This is a genomic window from Sporichthyaceae bacterium (assembly GCA_036269075.1).
Taxonomy (GTDB): Bacteria; Actinomycetota; Actinomycetes; order Sporichthyales; family Sporichthyaceae; genus DASQPJ01.
On record DATASX010000085.1, the window covers coordinates 44,968 to 62,404 of the forward strand.

Consider the following 17,437-nt stretch of genomic DNA (forward strand, 5'->3'; position numbering starts at 1 on the left):
GTCGTTCAGCGCCTCGTGGGCGCCCGTGCGGGTGCGACACAAACGCTCGACACGCCGGGGCGGACCGTCTCCATTCTGACAATGCGTCAGTTCCGATGATCGTCCGGTGTCGGTCAACTGCCTGGTCGGCCGGGGGTCGGGCTCGCGCGCCGGTGCCCGCGACGGCTCCGCAGGGCCGCCGTCGGGCCTGGTGCTTGGCGTGCCGAGCCGGATCGCTGGGATGCTCGTTGCGGGCGGGGAATCCGTGGGGCGGGGAATCGTTGGGGGCATGGTCGGCATGGAGCAGGGCGGGTCGGGAGTGCGCGTGTCGCGTCGGGTCAAGAACGTGCCGGTGCTGTTGGTGGTGATCCCGTCGGCGGTGGTAGTACTCGCCGCGCTCCTGCTGGACGGGCTGGGGATCGCGAGCAAAGCACTCGTGTTCGGTGTGCTCCTGGCGACGGTGCTGCCGACGGCTGCCCTGGTCCGCGCGGGCCGCAGCGGCGACGGCGACTGACCGCGACCGCTCGACGTGCCAGGCAGATCAGCCTGCCGCGACCGCGCGGACCAGATCCTCGATGCCTGCAATGCGTTCGACGAGTTCCGGTGCCAGATGGTGCCGGGCGCCCAGGGCCGTCGGTCTGGTCCAGGCCAGCACGGTGGTCCCGGCGTCGTCGAGGATCAGCACCCGCAGCGGCAGGTCGAGCGCGCTCAACGGCGCCGCGGCCATGACCGGCGTCCCGGCCTTGGGACTCCCGAACACGACGACCTTCGTGTCGCGCAGTGTCAGACCGACCGCGGCGGCCTCGCCGCTGTGATCGATCACGGCGAAGACCTTCAGGCCCTTCACCGCCAACAGGGCCAGCAAGCGGTCGAGCGTCTGCGCCACCGTGCCCGCCGAGACGGTGGTGTCGATCCCTTCGGCGCCCTGGATGACGCCCGGCGAGTCAGTCATGACAGCTCCACGTGGCTCGAGTGACGGGCCGTCAGCTTCGCACGCTGTCGCGGATCATCTCGAGGGGACGTCGTGGCGCTTAGGCGCGACCGCCGGTAGCCGGGTCGGCGACCGATGCGTCGCCGACCCGGTGCCCGCGAGTTGGATCACCCGGTGGGGCAACTCTTTCCACCCGCTCCGGGTGCGGACGGCACGCCGGGGGCATCCGGAGCCTTGGGCACCTTGGGTGTCTTGGGCTTGGGCACACTCGGGGCGCTCGGTACCGAAGGTGCGCCGGGTGCCTTCGGAACCGGCGGGGCGCTGGGAACGGCGGGCGCGCCCGGGACCGAGCAGGGGGTGTCGATGGGGCCCGCGGCGTGCGCCGTACCGCTCAGCAGGGTTCCGAAGGCCAGGGTGGCCGCGGCCGCCAGGATCCGGTGGTTTCTCATCATTTGTGCTCCTTCAGCGTCATCGGTGCGCCGAGATCGCCCGGCCACATTCGCAGCATCGGCCGGGCAGTCCAGGCAGTCGTCGGCCCGTCCGCGAATTCGGGGAATTCGCGAGCCGAGCAAGGTTTGCCCCACGCAATGCGGGGTAACGGGATCCGGCGATTGCAGGGGCGGGATCCCAGCTGTGTCAGGGAATTGCGGGTCTGCTGATCGTGCACGACTGCCTTATGCTGCCGCGCGCAGAATTACTGGTGGACACACCTTGACATCGTGCAATTCGCCGGCAGCGTTACACGCTTTGTCCGGTTGTTTCCGCGGTCTCAGTAACCGGGGTAGCCGTACCCGTAGTCGCCCGGGTAGCCCTCTTCCGCGTAGTGGTCGCCGGCGTTGTGGCTGGGCGGGCAGACGTCGCGGTCCATCGCGTATTCGGAGTCCGGGTCGTTGTTGCAGTTCGGGGCCCAGTGGTGATGGTGGTACGCAGGTGCGTACCCGGCGCTCGAAGACGCCCCGTCGGCCGAAAGGTTCGCCACGCCTGCATGGGCTGCTCCGGTGCCCACCGCAGTGGCACCGGCGACCAGCAAGGCCGCCGTCAACATCCGCTGTGCAATTCGGGTCGACATGATTCCTCCTGAAAGCTCCCGCCGAGGTCGGTCGGCATCGGTCCGACCTCTTGTGAAAGGCCAGTCACCGATAGTCAATACCCGCGAACGGTCGGTTCTACCCTGTTCGGAGTGCGGTGGTCGTGGCCGACGTCTGCACATCTGACGATTCGTCAACTCGGTCGGCCTGCGGCGAACAGGCCGCCACGCGCGAACGATCGGCCCCCTGCTGTGACAGTCTCAGCGCATGTGCTCGCGCCCGGCGGCAGCTTTCGGTGACGCAGCGGCCGGGCTCGTGCTGCACTCGGCGCGCGGCCGTCTCGCGCTGGCGGCCACGGTCGCTGCCAGTGGCATGGCGTCCCTTGACGCCACCGTCGTCAACGTTGCCGTCCCGCACATCGGTCAGGACCTGCACGCCGACGTCAGCGCGCTGCAGTGGGTGCTCACCGGATACCTGCTCGCCCTGGCCTCGTTGATCCTGCTGGGCGGCGCGCTGGGCGATCGGTTCGGTCGTCGCCGGGTGTTCGTGGTGGGTGCCATCGCGTTCGCGGGAGCCTCGGCACTGTGCGGGCTTGCTCCCTCCGTGGGTTGGCTGATCACGGCCCGGGTCCTGCAGGGCATCGGTGGCGCGTTGTTGACGCCGGGCAGCCTGGCGATCATCCAGTCCATTTTCCGTCCCGCCGATCGGGCCACGGCGGTCGGAGCGTGGTCCGGGCTCAGTGGGGTGGCCGGAGCCCTGGGTCCGCTGCTCGGCGGGCTGATCGTGGACGGGCCGGGCTGGCGCTGGGCTTTCCTGCTGAACATCCCGGTGGCCGGCTTCGTCGTGGTGGGTGCCCACGCGGCGATCCCGGAGACCCGGGACCAGCAGGGCGGTCGACCGGTCGATCTGCGGGGGACCGGCTGGGCCGTCGTCGCACTGGCCACGGCGACGTGGGCGCTGACCGAGGCAGGACCGCGCGGGTGGCTCGATGGAGGGGTGCTGTCGGCGGCCGGCGTCGGGCTGGCCGCGAGCGCGGCGTTCGTGCGGCATGTGCGACGGGCCGGCGACCCACTGGTCCCGCCGGCGATGTTCGCCGACCGTGATTTCACGGTGCTCAACATCGGCACGTTCTTCCTGTACACCTCGATAGGCCTGACGTTCTTCCTCGTCGCCTACCAACTGCAGGCCGCCGCCGGGTGGAGCGCGCTGCGGGCAGGCCTGGCACTGCTGCCGGTGACCGTGCTGATGCTGTTGTTCTCGGGGCGTTCCGGCTCGCTGGCCGAACAGGTCGGACTCCGGTGGCAGCTGGCATTGGGCCCGTTGGCGGCGGCCGGTGGGCTGCTGCTACTGACTCGGGTCGGCACCCACCCGACCTGGAGCACCGACGTGGCGCCGGGTGCAATCCTGCTGGGTCTGGGCCTGACGACGTTCGTCGCGCCGCTCACCGCAGGTGTGATGGCGGCCGCCGGTGCCGAGCGCGCCGGAGTGGCATCGGGTCTGAACAACGGCATCGCACGGACGGCGAGCCTCACCGGCCTGGCTGTTGTCCCGGTCGTGTCCGGGTTGGCCGCCGCGCACGGCAGTGCGCAGCTCACCCACGCCTACCGGGTGGCGCTCGTGATCGCGGCGGCCGTCGCCGCGGTCGCCACGCCGATGTTTGTTCTGGGGCTGCGCCGCGAACCTGCGCGAAGTCCGCTGTCGACACCGAAGAATTAGAGGCCGAAGAATTAGGCGTTCACAACGCCGGACGGTCAGACGAACATCGCCTGTCGCACCGAGGCGATCAGCGCTTCCTGACTGCCGTGGACGAGCAGTTGGACCCGGCCGTGGACGTGGTAGATGAGCACGCGCTGGTCGACACCGGCCTTGTACTCACCGACCTGGGTGATCGAACCGACCGGGATCGTCTTCTCGCGCACCTTGAACAGTCCGGTCTTGCCACGGATCAACACCCGCTGGTCGGTGACGAACAAGTAGGCCGTGCCGTCGTAAGCGGTCTGTCTGGCTTTCCCCGCGTCTGTGCGAAAACGGACGTCGCCGACCTCGACGGTCGCCAGCAGAGTCTCGTTCTCCAACGGCGAGAAGTGAGCGGTGAGCTTGGCCATCGGTACTCCGGAGGACGAATGTTCGGTTCCATTCGACTGAACAACCTCCGCAACTGTTCGCACATCGGTCGAACGGTCAGCTCGAGCGGGACACACGGCCAGGAGTCGTGTGCATTTCTCACCGGTCGGTGGGCTGCGGTCCTTCGCCCGTGCCGAGGAACCAGTGCCGCTCGGGTGGGTCCGCGGGGAAGGTTCCGTCGACCAGACCTCGGAACGCCGCGCCGACCTCGAGGACCCGGTCCACCTCGACCGGGTGACCGTCGTTGCCTCCCGCCACGGTCATGCCGTCGAGGATCTCCCAGCGGCACAGCCGTTCCGCGGTGAGGTCGCCGGCGGCGCTGGCCCGCAGCAAGGCTGCGCTGCAGACACCTGCCATGACGGTCAGGTCGTGGTTGCTCTCCGGATCCCAGTGCAGGCCGAAGTCGGGGAATCCGGCCGCGACGGACCAGTCCTGCTCAAGGGCCTGCAGCCACTCCGGCGCGGCGCCGACGCCGCGGATCTCCTCCACGACGTGGGCCACCCAGACGGCCAGCGCGTCCGCTCGGCACCAGAACATGCGCTCCCGCACCCGGACGGGTGCACTGCTCGTCATCCGTCGCCCACGGCGGTCGGGTCGGTCAGGCACTCCACAGGGCGAATCCTGCCGGCGGGTGCCGACAATTCGTGGCTCGAGCGGCTCCTGCGGGGCGCCGTCACTTGCCCAGCGCCCCGTTGTCATCGAGGATCGGTTTCGTGGAGACGTTCACGCCGCTCAATGTCAAGCGCATCCTGCTGGCCGTTCTCTTCATCGCGCCGACGTTCACCTGGTTCACCGCCGGCCCGATCGGCGTCTCCGGGACGTCGACGGAGAACGGCAAGGCCGCGTTGGCCCTCGGCGTGATCGGCCTGGTGCTCACCACGGCTCCGGCGACCGTGTGGGCGCGCGTCACGGACCTGGTCTGCGCGGTGATCGCGGTCTACTGCGTCGGGCACGACTTCATCCGCGTCGAACGGACATCCTCGGGTTTCGGCGGCCTGTTCGGCGTGTCCCCGGGAATGGGACTGTTCCTGGCAATGGTGGCTTCCCTCGGCTGGCTGGGCTGGATCGGCCGGCGCTCCGCGCAGGTCGGCGTCTTCCGCCCGGGCATCGGGATGCACGACCGGATCTCGTGCTTTGCCCGGCCCTACTGATTCCTGACGCTACGTCAGTTTGCTCGACGAGGTCGCAGTGCGCGGCCTGGCCCAGGTAGCCGTGCCGGAACGGGGGTCGAGGGTGAGAACCGGCCGGCCGTGGGTGCTGGTCGGGCAGGGGTGGGCGGCGTTGGCTGCGGCGATGGGCGTGGGCAGGTTCGTGTACACCCCGATCCTGCCGTTGATGCACGAGCAGGCGGGCCTGTCCCGGCAGGCCGGTGCGGACCTGGCGACGGCGAACTACGTCGGCTACCTCGTCGGTGCGGTGATCATGATCCTGGTGCCGCGGCTGACCCGATCCGTGGCGGCCTTCCGGGCCTCGATGCTGGTGCTGGCGGGGTCGCTGGCACTCATGCCGACCTCGACCAGCGTGCCGGTCTGGGCGGAGTTGCGGTGCGTGGCCGGGGTGACCAGCGGGCTGGTGTTCATCAGCGCCGCCGGCGCGTTGCTGGCGGGCCTGCGCGAGCACCGGCACCACCTGGTCGGCTGGGGGTTCGGCGGGGTGGGGGCAGGAATCGCTCTGTCCGGGGTGCTCCTGCTGGTTCTGCGGGAGAACGGCAACTGGCAAGAGGCGTGGTGGTGCTCCGCGGTCCTCGTCCTCCTCGGCGCAGCCCTGGCGTGGACGCTGCCGATGCCCGGTGCGCCCGCGCCTGCGGCTTCGCCCGACGCTGCGGGGCGGCCGGGGCGTGGTTTCGCCGTCCTGGTCACGAGTTACTCGCTGGAGGGGTTCGGGTACATCGTCGCCGGCACGTTCCTGGTGGCCGCGGTCGACCAGCACGCAGCGGCTTGGGTGGGCACCGGCGCGTGGGTGGTCGTGGGGATCGCGGCTATTCCCTCGGCCGTGCTGTGGGCGGGGCTGGCTCGGCGCTGGTCGCGGCCGTCGTTGCTGGTGGCGGCGCTGGCGCTGCAGGTGGTCGCGGTCCTGCTGCCGGTGCTGTTCGACGGCGCCCCGGCGGCCCTGATCTCCGCGGCCCTGTACGGGGGGACCTTCCTCGGGATCGTCGTGACGACACTGGCGATCGGGAACCACCTGGGCACGACGGGCGCGGTCGCGTTCCTGACGACCGGTTACAGCGTCGGGCAGATCCTGGGTCCGGTGACCGTGGCACCGCTGCTGCACGGCGGCTACCGCCCGGCCCTCGCGCTCAGCGCAGCCGTCGTCGCAGCCTCGGCGCTCGCGGCAGCCGCCCTGCCGACCCAGCACCCGCAGGGCGGACCGTCCTCAGCGGACGACGTACAGGCGTTGCGCGGGAGCGGGTTGCGGCCGACGCGGCCGCAGGAGTGCGACCAGATCGACCACCCCGAGAACTGACACCAGAGCCGTGAAGATCAGGACGATGACCAACGAGGTGCGGTCCCCGGCGGTGCTCGGCACCGCGGCCGCGAGCGCGATGGTTCCGACGATGCCGCCGATCAGCCCAAGCACGTCCAGCAGCACCCGGGCGTACGGCAGGCCGCGGACTTCGGCCGGCCAGAGGCCACCGACGGCTTTCAGCGCATGCAGCACATCCGGCTCGACCGGCGAGCGACGTCCGACGATCATCCCGGTCCCCGATCCTGCAGCCAGTTTTCAGACTTGTCGCTGATATACGCGTCCTACCCGCTTCGGGTTGCGTGTACGTTCGGATGATCCGGTAGTCGACCTAGCTCTATCAACCGGTACAGCCCATCGGGAATTACATGTTGCCTGCCGAGTTGACAGAGCCGGCCGCGGCGATCGCGGCGCGGTTGAAGTCCCGCGGCCAGACGCTCGCGGTCGCGGAATCCGCGGCCGGTGGACTGATCTCGGCCGCGTTGCTCACGGTCGCCGGGGCCTCGGCTTACTACCGGGGCGGCTTGGTGATCTACACCGTCGAGGGGGCGAACGAACTGCTGGCCGGTGCGCGGCCGCCGGATGCCGGCACCCGGGGAGCCAGCGAGCCCTTCGCCCGTTGGCTGGCGGACTCGGCCGCCGCGAAACTGGACGCGGACTGGGGCATCAGCGAGACCGGCGCGTCCGGGCCGGCCGGGAACCCGTACGGCGACCCGGCCGGCCACGCCTGGGTCGCCGTCCACGGCCCGGACGGCCGAACCGAAGCCCGGAATCTGCTGACCGGGTCGGCCGACCGCGAACGCAACATGGAGTTGTTCGCCGCGGCCGGCCTCGCTCTGCTGTTGGAGAACTTGTCCTGATCCGACGGCATCAGCAGTTGGCGCACTCCCCGCGGGGGGCCGTCAGGCCTCGGCGACCAGGCCTTCCCAGGACCAGCGGGGGATGCGCAGACCGGTCGGCACCTCGTGCGCGCTGCGGTGGTACCGGTACATCGTGGTCGTGGTCGCCCAGGTGAAGTACTCGTGCAGCACGGTGCGCAGTCGGTCGTCCTCGGCCAGGCCGGTGTCGACGAGCGCCTGATCGAAGCAGGCGCTCGCGCGGGTGTTCATCTCCTCGTGGGGGCCGTTGCCACTGTGCATGCGCACGACTGCGGTTTCGTCGCCGTGGGCGGTGCTGTAGGCGGGCGGCCCGCCGAGGGCCTCGGTCCAGTAGGCAGCCAACCGCTCCGTGTGCTGCGGGTGGTAGCCGTGGCTGAACGCGTGCTCGACGACATCGTCGGCCAGGACCCGGGCATGCCAGGCCGCAGCCAGTCGGTGCATGCCTTCAGCGCCGCCGGCGGCCTCGTAGACGGTGGTCATGCCATCGGATTTTTCCAGAACCCCGAGGACGCCCGCAGGGCATGAAACCGACCGGCCCGCCAGTGCAGGAGTCGGGCCGGTCGGCTTGAGACTGCCTCGGTGAACCGCGGCGTGGGGCGCGACAGGCGCGTCCGGGCGAGGGTCAGACGGGCCGAACGTGCTCGGCCTGCGGGCCCTTCTGGCCCTGGGTGATGTCGAACTCGACCTTCTGGTTGTCCTCGAGGGACCGGTAGCCGCTGGAGTCGATGGCGGAGTAGTGGACGAACACGTCCGGACCGCCGCCGTCCTGCGCGATGAACCCGAAGCCCTTCTCGGCGTTGAACCACTTCACGATGCCAGTTGCCATGCTCGTCATGCCTTTCGTACCTGTCGGCGGCCGCCCACGCGACCTCGGTCGCAACTTCATCCTCGGGGGCCCGGAGACACGGAGACGCCCGGCGGGCGTTGTCCGCGGGCGTCTGCGAAAACAGAGTACGAGGAACTACTGGGCTGCAACCTGCCGAAGAGGCTAGCACGCCGGCGGCCGGATGGCACCGACCCACCCGCGCCCGGTGATGTCGCGGACTTAGGCACGAGCGCGGTTCACCCGTCAGGGGTGACGGGGCGCCGCCGGCAGCTGCCTGGCGTGCGTCAGGGGGATCCAGCAGGTGACCGCAGGCACGGATCCTTCGGGTTCAGTAGCGCGGGCCGTATCCGTAGCCGTAGTAGTCGCCCGGGTAGGCGTGCTCCTCGTAGTGGTCACCCCAGTTGTGGCTCGGCGGGCAGACGTACGGGTCCATGGCCATCTCGGAGTCCGGATCGTTGTTGCAGTTCTCGTGCCAGTGGTGATGCCCTTGCCAGGTGCCCATCGTGGCGGAGGCGGTCGCGGCCTGGGCCGCGCCGGCGCAGGCGCCGGCAAGGGTGGGCCCGGCGATCAGCACCGCCACCACCGACAACCGCCGTGCAAGTCGGGTGTGCATGAGTCCTCCTGACGTTCGTGCCGGGACGGTCGGTGCTTCCTGCTCCGAGCCCACGGGCGCTTTCATTGAACACGTCGGGAAGCGGTTCGGATTCGGCCTGCCGGGTGAACCGTCCGGCGGTGGGCGAGGTGCGAGGATCGGCCCAGATGGAATGACCGGGAGGCTGCGACATGTTCTTGCGGAACAACAAGGTGGCCGAGGTCGGGGCCTGGGTCCTGGAACACGGCCACCGGACATTGCTGGCAGCGACCGGTGGGCGGTTCCCGAAACGACTGGGCCGCATGCAGACCCTCGAACTGCACACGACCGGCCGGCGATCGGGCAAGCGCCACTCGACGATGCTTACCGCGCCGATCGCCGAACCCGGCCGGGTCGTGGTGGTGGCCTCCAAGGGCGGCCACGACCGGCATCCGGACTGGTACCTGAACCTGGCGGCGCAACCCGCGGTCGAGATAACGATCGCCGGCAGCACAAGGAAGGCCAGGGCGCGCACGGCCGACCCGCAGGAGAAGGCCGAACTGTGGCCGCGGATCGTGCAGGTCTACCGGGGCTACGCGCAGTACCAGACTTTCACGGACCGCGACATCCCCGTCGTGGTGTGCGAGTTCGACAACAACTGACGCGTCCTCAGGATATTGGCCGGCGGCTGGTCGGTCGGGTCAGTCGAACCGGAGCGAATTCAGGAAGTCCAGGTATGCGGCCGGCGGGACGGGAATGTTGTTGCCCTTCTTGAGGTACTCGAGGAAGTACACGGCCGAGCCGACGTAGACGGCTCTGGCGAACACCGTGACCTTCACGGAGTCCGACGTCGCGTCGGGGACGCGGAAGTCGACTGCCTGATGCCCCTGGTAGATGGTGGCCCGCACGTCGTGGGCCGTGCCGGCGAGGTTTGCCGCGGCACCGCTCGCGGTCGCGTTCGGGTCGATCGTCCTGCCCGCCAGCGCGGGTGTGGTGGTGGTGCTGAGGCTGTAGCCGTCCGTCCCGCCGGCGCAGACGTAGTCGTCCAAGGTCAGCGGACCCTTCGGTGTGTTCACCGTCTGGCTGATCTTCTTCGGGGTGCACGGCAGGCCGATGCGCAGACCCGGGGCCGTGAAGGTCCGCAGTGGCTTGCCGGCGACGTCGGGCGCGTCGCCGCCGCGAGCGAGCAGGCCCGCAAGCAGCGCGACCAGGCCGGCGAGGCAGGCGACCACGGCTACCCGACCGGGCCTGCTGCTCGGCATGAACTGGAGCCTGCGCAACGCCCACCCCTCATCTCCCGCCGCCGGACCGGCCGGGGTGCTGCCGCGACCGTACTGCAGATCTACGAGCGCTACCGACGTGGCGCAGCAGGATCTGACGTCGGGTCAGGAAGCGGTCCGTCGTCCGGCGCGGCCGGCCAGGCGCAGAACGGTGCCGTTGATGCGACGGCAGAGCGGGCCGAGGATCACGACCGAACGGCTCGGGCCCGACCCGTCCGGTGTGCCGGGCGCCGACTGCATACCGGCCTGCCTTCCCGTGCCACCAGGGGTTGCGCCCGATCTCTGCCCTGACCGTACTTGCTCGTCCGGTCGATTGAGGGACGGGTCGGACGAACGGTTGATCTTCCGCGCATCCGGCGTGAACCCGACTCGGGCTGCCTAACCTCACATGCATGACCGATCGCAGCCCTGTCGTCGCCGAGACCACGATCCGGTGCGCCATCGACTTCGAGGAGTCCATCTCCGTCTCGGTCATGACCGACGAGGTAGGCCGGGCGAGCATCGTCATCGAGGCCGTGCAGGAGAGCGCCTTCCGTCCGGCGGATGCCTTCGCTCTGCTCGAGAGCGGTTGCAACGTGGCCCGACTCGTCGTCGACGCCGAGACCGCCAAGGCAATCGCCAAGGCGATCGAGGCGGCCGTCGTCACGTACTCGGCTCGCACCGCCACCTGAGCCACCCGCACATCTGACGATCAGTCAGTCGCTGCGGGCCTCGGTCAGCGTCCCGAGGCGTGGTACTGCTCAACGATCCCGATCGGGATGCGTCCGCGTTCGTTCACGTCCAAGCCGTGCGTCCTGGCCCAGGCGCGGATCGCCGCGCTCTGTTCCCGGTCGACCTTCGCGGTGCCTTTCGCGCGCCCGCCGATGCGCCGTGCGGCAGCGGTGTAGCGGGCTAGGGTTTTGCGGAGTCTCTCGGCGTTGCGCTCCGAGACATCGATCTCGTACTGCACCCCGTCGAGGCCGAAGGCGACAGTCTCGGCCGCCGGGCTGCCGTCGACGTCGTCGTGGATCTGCGTGATCGTCCTGGTGGCCATGGCCCCAGTCTCCTCCCGCCGCGCGCCGTTCGCCCTTCGCCGCGCGGCGATTGCGGCAGCACCTGCGCGGGGTGCTCGGCGCGCCTTCGGTCCACCCGAACCCTCCGGCCGGGATGATTCGCCCGACTGGGCGATGGAGCCCGCGGGAAGGCGGAGCCTCGATGAAGTCCACCCGGAGCCGAGCGGCCGACTCACCTCTGTTGCGAAGCGGAGCCGCCCTGGTGCTTGCAATCGGCGCGACCGCGACCGGTGCGGCCGCCATGGCCGCAACCCACGCAGCCGAACCCGGCACGCCCGCGGCACTCACCAACACGTGCTCCCCACCGCCGCCGCCGGCTCCGCGCAACTCCGAACCGCCCAGCGAGCCGGGCGTCAGGCAGCAGATGCGGCTGGCCTCCGTCGCGGTGCGCGGTGCCGATCCGGCGCAGGATTGTCACCACGGTCCGGGCCCGGCCAGCGGGGACCCGAACCAGAACACCGACCCGCAGTACTCCGACCTGTTCGGCCCGGCGTCCGACACCACTCGTTGCTCCAGTACGTGCCATGTGAGCGTCGACCTGTCCGACGCACTGTTCGACCTGACGGCCAGCTCGCAGGGCGGTGGGGCCTCGGCGGTGGAGGCGGACACCGGCGGGGCCCCGGTGCTGTTCGCCACGCGCGACGGGGGCGGCGATCGGCCGGCCTGCCCCGGCTACCGCAGCACCTTCGTGAACTGGGCCCAGTTCGGCTTCACCGACCCGTCCGCGGGCCGTCGTTTCCGCAAGACCGCGACCTTCACGCTGCGTCGCGCGGCCTCCCGCGCCGACGCGACGGCCACGGCGGCGGCTCAGCAGGTCTGCCTGGAAGCGCCGTACCGGTTCGACACCAGACCCGGGTTCGCCCTCGGCGGAAGCGGCGGGGTCTTCGACGGCGTGCTTCCGGACTGCGCCGGCGCGGCCGTGCGCGGGCCGTGTGTGGTGTCACGTTCGGTCGTCCAGGACAACGGCGGGCGATGGCACACGCGGGTCGTCTTCGCGATGCCCCCCAACGCGAAGGACCCGAAGGCGTTGGGCTGACCGCACCTTCACCAGGACCTCGCCGGGCCCGGGCACCGGGACCGGAGCCTGCTCGAACACCAGTTGCTCCGGCCCACCGCGGGCGTGCGCCCGCGACGCCTACCTCGTCGAGCCGCCCACGTCAGCCTGCCCGGCGGGTGCCGCGGTTGCGGCGGCGTAGGTAGTCGCTGACCACGTAGTCGCCGAGCCGTGCGGGATCCGGTGCGAACACCTGGCCGCCGTTGCGGCGGGCGACCTCGTCGCAGAACTCGGCCAGCCGCGGGTCGGGGTCCAAGGAGAACACCGACAGCCGCGCCCTGCGCCGGGTCATCGCGTCGACCTGCGCGTAGGTCAGGGTCAGTGTCTCCCGGGAGGGTGGCCAGTCGAACCACACCCCACCGTCGCGCATCAGGTGCGCGGTGGGCTCCCCGTCGGTGACGATCAGCACGATCCGCTCGGTGCCAGGGTGCCGGTCGAGGAACTTGCCCGCCAGCAGCAGCGCGTGCTGCAGGTTGGTGCCCTGCACGTAGTCCGGCTCCAGGGTGGCCAGGTCGGTCGGGGTGATCTCGACGGCGTGCCGGGAGAAGGCGACCAGTTGCACCGCGTCGGCCGGGTACATGCCGGTGATGAGTGCGTGCAACGCCAACGCCGTGGTCTTCGCGGGCACCCAGGTCTCGCGCAGCGCCATCGAGTACGAGCAGTCGAGGAGTACGGAGACCGCGGCGCGGCCGCGGCGTTCGGTCTCGGTCACCTCGAAGTCGGTCACGTCCAACGTGATGCCGTCCTCGGTCGCGCCCCCGCGCCGGATTGCATTGGTCAGCGTGCGGACGACGTCCAGTGGTTGCGCGTCGCCGAACTGCCAGGCCCGGCTGGCCCCGGTCGTCTCGCCGGCGGCACCCGCGGAGTGGATGTCGTGGCCGCCGGGCCGCTGCGCGGACAGTGAGGCGAACACCCGCCGCAGCGCGGTCTGCCCGATGCGCCGGATGGCCTTCGGCGTCAGTTCCAGCCGCCCGCCGACGCGGTCGATCCAGCCCTGTTCGGTCAGCTCCCGCTGGATGCGGCGCAACGCGTCCAGGTCGTCCAGCGCGCCCCGGCCCAGCGCCCGGCGCACCGCTTCGTCGTCGACGTCGGTCAGGTCCGCGCCGGGGTACTCCTGCCCGAGCGTCGAGGCGAGCTCCTCCAGGTCGGCCAGTTCCTGCAGCGCGGTGGTGGCATCGCCCAGTCCCAACGGCTCCGAGCCGGAAAGCCGCGATCCCTCGTCCCAGTCCAGGTCCGGTCGCCGGGTGCGCAGGGCATCGGTCAGCCGGCTCATCTCCGCGGCCACGCCCAAGTCGTCGAACACCCCGGCGGCGAGCTGCGCCAGTTCGGCCCGCTGCTCCGGCGTGAGGGAATCCATCAGCCGCTGCGCCGCGGCCATGCGTCGGGCCAACGAGTCGACGAGCTCTGCCAGGTTCGCCGGGTTGTCCGGGAAGAAGTCGCCGTACTTCCCCATGAACTCGTCGAACTGATCCTGCGTCAGTTCCCCGCGGTCGTCGGCGGCGAGCATCTCATTGAGGTCGGCCAGCATGTTCTTCACCCGGGCCAGGTCCTCCGGGGTGGCCTGACCGAGGGCCTGCTTCATGCCTGCGAACCGGCTGTCCAGCACCTCGCGGCGCAGCAGGTCGCGGATCGACTCGTACGTCGCGGCGGCCTCGGGGGACTGCCAGTCGTACTCGCGCAGGTCCGCCACCGCGCGCGCGGTCTCCGCCGGCACCTCGTCCAACCGGGCCTCGCGGAACCGGGCGTCATCGCTCGGGTTGGGGAACAGCGCCGCGCGCTCCTGCCCGATCGCGGTGTCCAACAGTCGGCGGACCTCCTCCAGTGTGCCGTCCGCCCGGCCCCGCTTGCGCAGCTGCTTGGCCCGGCGCAACGCCTGCCGGCGCAGGTCGTTCAGCCCGCGCCGGCCCTCCGTGCCGCGGTGCAGCAGATCGCGCAGCGCGTCGCCGGGACGGTCCCCGCGCAGTACTCCGTCGCCCAGGGCGTCCAGCGCATGCCGGACGTCGTAGGGCGCGGCCAGCGGATCCGGGCCGTCGTCGAAGGCCCCGTACCGATACCGACTCATGCCGCGGAGTACGTGGTGCGGCCGGCGTCGGTCTGCTTGGAGATCTTGCGGCCCAGGTACAGCCCTTCCAGCGCGAACTCGGCAGCCGCCGCGGCGTGCCCGGGCGATTCCGCTTCACCGATGCCCAACCGACTCATCAGTTTGCCCAGCCCGGGCACCGGTCCCAACGCGGCCAACAGGTCCGCGGCCGGGGTCAGGTCGCCGGACGCGACGGGCTCCCCGGTGGCGATCCGCTCGATGAAGCCGACCAGGTCCGCCCCGCCCAACCGGGCACGGAACACCTCGTGGATGGCCTTGCGCAGCAGATGGGCCAGCACGTCGAACTCGCGGCCCTCCTCGCCGGCCTCGAACTCCACCTTGCCGCGCAGGGTGGGCACGATGCAGGGCAGGTCGGCAACCCGCGCCACCGCCGTCTCCCCGGTGAGCGCAGCCCGGCGCTGCGCCGAGGCGACGACGGTCTCCGCGGCAGCGATGGTGAACCGCGCCGAGACGCCGGACCGGGAGTCCACGACAGGGGAGTTGCGTACCGCGCGGGTGAACCGGACGAGCACCTCGAGCAGGTGTTTGGGCAGCTCGGAGGCGTCGGCCTCCAGCAGGGTCCAGTCCGCCTCCTGGCGCACCAGCGCCAACTCGTCGGACAGCTCCACCGGGTAGTGCGTACGGATCTCCGCGCCGAACCGGTCCTTGAGCGGGGTGATGATCCGACCGCGGTTGGTGTAGTCCTCCGGGTTCGCGGTGGCCACCACCAGTAGGTCCAGCGGCAGCCGCAGCGCGTAGCCGCGGATCTGCACGTCGCGCTCCTCGAGCACGTTGAGCAGACCGACCTGGATCCGCTCCGCCAGGTCCGGCAGTTCGTTGACCACGAAGATGCCGCGGTTGGCGCGGGGGACCAGCCCGTAATGGACGGTCTGCGGGTCGCCCAGGCTGCGTCCGGCGGCCACCTTGACCGGGTCGACGTCCCCGATCAGGTCGCCGATCGAGGTGTCCGGGGTGGCCAGTTTCTCCGCGTACCGCTCCTCCGCGGCCGCCCAGGAGATCGGTAGCTCGTCGCCCAGTTCCGTCACCAGCCGGCGGCTGTGCACGGAGATCGGGGCGTAGGGGTGTTCGCGCAGTTCAGAGCCGGTGATGTAGGGGGTCCACGGGTCCAACAACGACACCAGGGTGCGGGCCAGCCGGGTCTTGCCCTGCCCCCGCTCGCCGAGCAGCACCATGTCGTGGCCGGCCAGCAGCGCACGCTCCAGTTGCGGCAGCACGGTGTCGTCGAAACCGACGATGCCGGCGAATCGGGAATCGCCTGCGGCGAGCCGCGCGAGCAGGTTGGCCCGCAACTCGGCCTTGATCGGACGGAACACGTGGCCGGTCTCGCGCAGCTCGCCGAGGGTGCGCGCGGTGGGACCAGAGGTGGGGCCAGAGGTGGCAGCAGCGTTCATGACGACGAATCTAGGCCGCGCGCGGATTTCTTGCACTGCGCAAACCTGTGCCTGCAAGTGGTTCCGGGGCGGGTTCGACAGTCGAGGGCCGCGTGTCGCGCGTCGAACAGCGGCCGTTCGGCGCGCGGCGCGCCGCAGTCGTCGTGGAGGGCTGGTGGTAGGCGTGCGGTCGCGGCATGCTCGCGGACATGGCGGGGGAGCGCATCTTCTGCGCGCACTGTGGGGTGGAGATCCGAAGGCGCCTGCTGGGCGGCTGGGGACACGTGGTCCGGCTGGGCCCGATGCCCTGCCCGGTCGCCGAACGCGAACCGCCCCCCGAGGACCGCACCTCGACGTCACGCGAGAACTGACGGACGGTCAGAAGCTGTTTTCCGGGAGTTCGCTCGACCGAGGTGGAGGTGCCCCGACATGCGCAGGTACCGAGACCGCATCGCCGTCCTCGCTGCGGGAGCAGTGGCACTGACGATCCTGGTCGTCGCGCCGGGGCCGGCAGCATCGGCCACTGCGGGCGGGTTCGCCCCGCTCGACCGGCCGGGTCCGGCGTTGTCGGTACCCGAAGACCAGTTGGCAGCAGCGCTGTCGTGCACATCGAGCGCGGGCGCCGGTCGAGAGACGGTGCTGTTCGTGCCGGGCACCACGGTCAACCCGACGGACAACTACTCGTGGAACTGGTTCCGGGCGCTGGACAAACTCGGTCGGCCCTACTGCGCAGTCACGTTGCCGTTCGACACCACCGGCGACATCCAGATCGCCGCGGAGTACGTGGTGCATGCGATCCGTGCGATCCACGCGCGTACCGGGCGCCGGGTCCAGGTGCTCGGACACAGCCAAGGTGGCGCGGTGCCACGGTTCGCGTTGCGCTTCTGGCCGGACCTGCGCGGCATGGTCGACGACTATGTCGCCTTCGGCGCGACCAACCACGGAACCGTGATCGCCGGACCCCTGTGTACCTCCGGTTGCGCACCTGCGATCTGGCAGCAGGCCATCGGGTCGAACTTCGTGCAGGCGATGAACTCCTACCAGGAGACTTTCCCCGAGATCTCCTACACCGCGATCTACACCCACTTGGACCAGATCGTGCAACCGAACCTGGACGACCAGGGCAGCACGTCGTTGCACGGGCCGGGCGAGATCACGAACGTCGCCGTGCAGGACCTCTGCCCGACCGACACCGCCGATCACATCGCGGTCGGCACCTGGGACCCGGTCGCCTACGCGTTGGCGATGGACGCACTCGACCATTCCGGTCCGGCTGACCCGCGACGGGTCCCGAAATCGGTATGCAGCGAGGTGTTCATGCCTGGCGTCGACCCAATCGGCTTCGCCGCCGACCTGAGCGGCGCCTGGAAGAAGATCGGGAGTTCGCTCGCCACAGATCCTCGGGTGAACACCGAGCCTGCACTCAAGCCCTACACGATGGCAGAGAGGCACTGCTGTTCGGACATCTCCGGCCGGTGAACTTCGCTGGGGATGATCTCTGAAGATCCGCTGCGGGCCGCCGTGGTGATCCGTACGCTTCTGGGACGTTGGTCAGCTTTTGCGGCTTTGGCGGACCGGAGGGGACCGGATGCGGATGAACCGAGGTTCTGCGCGTGCGTCGGCGGTGTTGGCGGCCGCCTCGCTCGCGTCGGTGGGATTCGTGGCCACGGCTGCGCAAGCCCTGGCCGGCCCCGGCGGGGGGTATCCGGCGGGGGTGACGCTGTGGCACTCGAAGTCGAGCCCGTGTCCGCCGACGGTGAGCACGTCGGCGCGGCCGGGG

General features: G+C 70.3%; 23 protein-coding genes. 10 read left to right on the forward strand and 13 right to left on the reverse strand.

Annotated elements, in window-relative coordinates; all coding sequences use genetic code 11:
* Positions 1 to 106: 106 nt before the first annotated feature.
* Positions 107 to 493 carry a hypothetical protein gene (locus VHU88_15570; protein ID HEX3613106.1) on the forward strand — a complete coding sequence of 129 codons (387 nt, stop codon included), beginning with the start codon at positions 107 to 109 and terminating at the stop codon, positions 491 to 493.
* Positions 494 to 520: 27 nt separating this feature from the next.
* Here the strand turns inward: VHU88_15570 and VHU88_15575 are convergent, their stop codons facing one another.
* The 3 genes from VHU88_15575 to VHU88_15585 form a co-directional block, all read right to left on the reverse strand.
* Positions 521 to 931 (reverse strand): DUF302 domain-containing protein, encoded by a 411-nt coding sequence (locus tag VHU88_15575; GenBank protein HEX3613107.1) that lies wholly within the window; start codon positions 929 to 931, stop codon positions 521 to 523.
* A 146-nt stretch (positions 932 to 1,077) separates the two neighbouring features.
* Positions 1,078 to 1,359 carry a hypothetical protein gene (locus tag VHU88_15580; GenBank protein ID HEX3613108.1) on the reverse strand — a complete coding sequence of 94 codons (282 nt, stop codon included), beginning with the start codon at positions 1,357 to 1,359 and terminating at the stop codon, positions 1,078 to 1,080.
* 320 nt (positions 1,360 to 1,679) lie between these two features.
* Positions 1,680 to 1,979: a hypothetical protein gene (locus VHU88_15585; GenBank protein HEX3613109.1), complete on the reverse strand. Its 300-nt coding sequence runs from the start codon at positions 1,977 to 1,979 to the stop codon at positions 1,680 to 1,682.
* A 226-nt stretch (positions 1,980 to 2,205) separates the two neighbouring features.
* On the opposite strand from VHU88_15585, the gene VHU88_15590 reads away from it, so the two are divergent.
* On the forward strand, positions 2,206 to 3,654 hold the full coding sequence (locus VHU88_15590; GenBank protein HEX3613110.1) for a DHA2 family efflux MFS transporter permease subunit: 1,449 nt from the start codon (positions 2,206 to 2,208) through the stop codon (positions 3,652 to 3,654).
* A gap of 35 nt (positions 3,655 to 3,689) precedes the next feature.
* Here the strand turns inward: VHU88_15590 and VHU88_15595 are convergent, their stop codons facing one another.
* Both VHU88_15595 and VHU88_15600 read right to left on the reverse strand, forming a co-directional pair.
* The gene (locus VHU88_15595) at positions 3,690 to 4,043 is read right to left on the reverse strand and encodes a hypothetical protein (protein ID HEX3613111.1); all 354 of its coding nucleotides are present in this window, start codon (positions 4,041 to 4,043) and stop codon (positions 3,690 to 3,692) included.
* A gap of 118 nt (positions 4,044 to 4,161) precedes the next feature.
* A complete protein-coding gene (locus tag VHU88_15600; protein ID HEX3613112.1) occupies positions 4,162 to 4,635 on the reverse strand; it encodes a hypothetical protein in 474 nt (157 codons plus the stop codon).
* Positions 4,636 to 4,775: 140 nt separating this feature from the next.
* On the opposite strand from VHU88_15600, the gene VHU88_15605 reads away from it, so the two are divergent.
* Complete coding sequence (locus VHU88_15605) at positions 4,776 to 5,213, forward strand: hypothetical protein (protein HEX3613113.1); 438 nt, start codon at positions 4,776 to 4,778, stop codon at positions 5,211 to 5,213.
* An 82-nt stretch (positions 5,214 to 5,295) separates the two neighbouring features.
* The gene (locus tag VHU88_15610; protein ID HEX3613114.1) at positions 5,296 to 6,525 is read left to right on the forward strand and encodes a YbfB/YjiJ family MFS transporter; all 1,230 of its coding nucleotides are present in this window, start codon (positions 5,296 to 5,298) and stop codon (positions 6,523 to 6,525) included.
* On the opposite strand, the gene VHU88_15615 is transcribed toward VHU88_15610, so the two are convergent.
* Positions 6,436 to 6,756 (reverse strand): hypothetical protein, encoded by a 321-nt coding sequence (locus VHU88_15615; GenBank protein ID HEX3613115.1) that lies wholly within the window; start codon positions 6,754 to 6,756, stop codon positions 6,436 to 6,438. The genes VHU88_15610 and VHU88_15615 overlap by 90 nt on opposite strands.
* A gap of 137 nt (positions 6,757 to 6,893) precedes the next feature.
* On the opposite strand from VHU88_15615, the gene VHU88_15620 reads away from it, so the two are divergent.
* On the forward strand, positions 6,894 to 7,385 hold the full coding sequence (locus tag VHU88_15620) for a CinA family protein (protein ID HEX3613116.1): 492 nt from the start codon (positions 6,894 to 6,896) through the stop codon (positions 7,383 to 7,385).
* A gap of 42 nt (positions 7,386 to 7,427) precedes the next feature.
* Here the strand turns inward: VHU88_15620 and VHU88_15625 are convergent, their stop codons facing one another.
* The 3 genes from VHU88_15625 to VHU88_15635 form a co-directional block, all read right to left on the reverse strand.
* Positions 7,428 to 7,883: a group II truncated hemoglobin gene (locus VHU88_15625; GenBank protein HEX3613117.1), complete on the reverse strand. Its 456-nt coding sequence runs from the start codon at positions 7,881 to 7,883 to the stop codon at positions 7,428 to 7,430.
* A 142-nt stretch (positions 7,884 to 8,025) separates the two neighbouring features.
* Positions 8,026 to 8,229 (reverse strand): cold-shock protein, encoded by a 204-nt coding sequence (locus tag VHU88_15630; protein ID HEX3613118.1) that lies wholly within the window; start codon positions 8,227 to 8,229, stop codon positions 8,026 to 8,028.
* Positions 8,230 to 8,557: 328 nt separating this feature from the next.
* Complete coding sequence (locus VHU88_15635; protein HEX3613119.1) at positions 8,558 to 8,842, reverse strand: hypothetical protein; 285 nt, start codon at positions 8,840 to 8,842, stop codon at positions 8,558 to 8,560.
* Between the two features lie 170 nt (positions 8,843 to 9,012).
* Between VHU88_15635 and VHU88_15640 the strand changes: the two genes are divergently transcribed.
* The gene (locus tag VHU88_15640) at positions 9,013 to 9,462 is read left to right on the forward strand and encodes a nitroreductase/quinone reductase family protein (protein HEX3613120.1); all 450 of its coding nucleotides are present in this window, start codon (positions 9,013 to 9,015) and stop codon (positions 9,460 to 9,462) included.
* A 39-nt stretch (positions 9,463 to 9,501) separates the two neighbouring features.
* Here the strand turns inward: VHU88_15640 and VHU88_15645 are convergent, their stop codons facing one another.
* Positions 9,502 to 10,062 carry a hypothetical protein gene (locus VHU88_15645; GenBank protein HEX3613121.1) on the reverse strand — a complete coding sequence of 187 codons (561 nt, stop codon included), beginning with the start codon at positions 10,060 to 10,062 and terminating at the stop codon, positions 9,502 to 9,504.
* A gap of 410 nt (positions 10,063 to 10,472) precedes the next feature.
* Between VHU88_15645 and VHU88_15650 the strand changes: the two genes are divergently transcribed.
* A complete protein-coding gene (locus tag VHU88_15650) occupies positions 10,473 to 10,751 on the forward strand; it encodes a hypothetical protein (GenBank protein ID HEX3613122.1) in 279 nt (92 codons plus the stop codon).
* 44 nt (positions 10,752 to 10,795) lie between these two features.
* On the opposite strand, the gene VHU88_15655 is transcribed toward VHU88_15650, so the two are convergent.
* Entirely contained in the window at positions 10,796 to 11,113 is a 318-nt protein-coding gene (locus VHU88_15655; GenBank protein ID HEX3613123.1) for an Lsr2 family protein, read from the reverse strand.
* A 221-nt stretch (positions 11,114 to 11,334) separates the two neighbouring features.
* Between VHU88_15655 and VHU88_15660 the strand changes: the two genes are divergently transcribed.
* The gene (locus VHU88_15660; protein ID HEX3613124.1) at positions 11,335 to 12,168 is read left to right on the forward strand and encodes a hypothetical protein; all 834 of its coding nucleotides are present in this window, start codon (positions 11,335 to 11,337) and stop codon (positions 12,166 to 12,168) included.
* Positions 12,169 to 12,289: 121 nt separating this feature from the next.
* Here VHU88_15660 and VHU88_15665 read toward each other — a convergent pair whose 3' ends face one another.
* Both VHU88_15665 and VHU88_15670 read right to left on the reverse strand, forming a co-directional pair.
* Positions 12,290 to 14,248 (reverse strand): VWA domain-containing protein, encoded by a 1,959-nt coding sequence (locus tag VHU88_15665; protein ID HEX3613125.1) that lies wholly within the window; start codon positions 14,246 to 14,248, stop codon positions 12,290 to 12,292.
* Entirely contained in the window at positions 14,245 to 15,678 is a 1,434-nt protein-coding gene (locus tag VHU88_15670; protein ID HEX3613126.1) for a sigma 54-interacting transcriptional regulator, read from the reverse strand. Before VHU88_15670 ends, VHU88_15665 begins: the two co-directional genes overlap by 4 nt.
* Before the next feature lie 176 nt (positions 15,679 to 15,854).
* Between VHU88_15670 and VHU88_15675 the strand changes: the two genes are divergently transcribed.
* Both VHU88_15675 and VHU88_15680 read left to right on the forward strand, forming a co-directional pair.
* On the forward strand, positions 15,855 to 16,028 hold the full coding sequence (locus VHU88_15675) for a hypothetical protein (GenBank protein ID HEX3613127.1): 174 nt from the start codon (positions 15,855 to 15,857) through the stop codon (positions 16,026 to 16,028).
* 58 nt (positions 16,029 to 16,086) lie between these two features.
* Positions 16,087 to 17,136: a lipase gene (locus VHU88_15680; protein ID HEX3613128.1), complete on the forward strand. Its 1,050-nt coding sequence runs from the start codon at positions 16,087 to 16,089 to the stop codon at positions 17,134 to 17,136.
* The last annotated feature ends 301 nt before the right edge of the window (positions 17,137 to 17,437 follow it).

Bases quoted from the DNA above. Each gene is read 5' to 3' on its own strand.
- VHU88_15575 (HEX3613107.1), bottom strand. From the start codon at position 931: ATGACTGACTCGCCGGGCGTCATCCAGGGCGCCGAAGGGATCGACACC.
- VHU88_15580 (HEX3613108.1), bottom strand. From the start codon at position 1,359: ATGAGAAACCACCGGATCCTGGCGGCCGCGGCCACCCTGGCCTTCGGA.
- VHU88_15585 (HEX3613109.1), bottom strand. From the start codon at position 1,979: ATGTCGACCCGAATTGCACAGCGGATGTTGACGGCGGCCTTGCTGGTC.
- VHU88_15590 (HEX3613110.1), top strand. From the start codon at position 2,206: ATGTGCTCGCGCCCGGCGGCAGCTTTCGGTGACGCAGCGGCCGGGCTC.
- VHU88_15595 (HEX3613111.1), bottom strand. From the start codon at position 4,043: ATGGCCAAGCTCACCGCTCACTTCTCGCCGTTGGAGAACGAGACTCTG.
- VHU88_15600 (HEX3613112.1), bottom strand. From the start codon at position 4,635: ATGACGAGCAGTGCACCCGTCCGGGTGCGGGAGCGCATGTTCTGGTGC.
- VHU88_15615 (HEX3613115.1), bottom strand. From the start codon at position 6,756: ATGATCGTCGGACGTCGCTCGCCGGTCGAGCCGGATGTGCTGCATGCG.
- VHU88_15620 (HEX3613116.1), top strand. From the start codon at position 6,894: ATGTTGCCTGCCGAGTTGACAGAGCCGGCCGCGGCGATCGCGGCGCGG.
- VHU88_15625 (HEX3613117.1), bottom strand. From the start codon at position 7,883: ATGACCACCGTCTACGAGGCCGCCGGCGGCGCTGAAGGCATGCACCGA.
- VHU88_15630 (HEX3613118.1), bottom strand. From the start codon at position 8,229: ATGGCAACTGGCATCGTGAAGTGGTTCAACGCCGAGAAGGGCTTCGGG.
- VHU88_15635 (HEX3613119.1), bottom strand. From the start codon at position 8,842: ATGCACACCCGACTTGCACGGCGGTTGTCGGTGGTGGCGGTGCTGATC.
- VHU88_15640 (HEX3613120.1), top strand. From the start codon at position 9,013: ATGTTCTTGCGGAACAACAAGGTGGCCGAGGTCGGGGCCTGGGTCCTG.
- VHU88_15645 (HEX3613121.1), bottom strand. From the start codon at position 10,062: ATGCCGAGCAGCAGGCCCGGTCGGGTAGCCGTGGTCGCCTGCCTCGCC.
- VHU88_15650 (HEX3613122.1), top strand. From the start codon at position 10,473: ATGACCGATCGCAGCCCTGTCGTCGCCGAGACCACGATCCGGTGCGCC.
- VHU88_15655 (HEX3613123.1), bottom strand. From the start codon at position 11,113: ATGGCCACCAGGACGATCACGCAGATCCACGACGACGTCGACGGCAGC.
- VHU88_15665 (HEX3613125.1), bottom strand. From the start codon at position 14,248: ATGAGTCGGTATCGGTACGGGGCCTTCGACGACGGCCCGGATCCGCTG.
- VHU88_15670 (HEX3613126.1), bottom strand. From the start codon at position 15,678: ATGAACGCTGCTGCCACCTCTGGCCCCACCTCTGGTCCCACCGCGCGC.
- VHU88_15675 (HEX3613127.1), top strand. From the start codon at position 15,855: ATGCTCGCGGACATGGCGGGGGAGCGCATCTTCTGCGCGCACTGTGGG.
- VHU88_15680 (HEX3613128.1), top strand. From the start codon at position 16,087: ATGCGCAGGTACCGAGACCGCATCGCCGTCCTCGCTGCGGGAGCAGTG.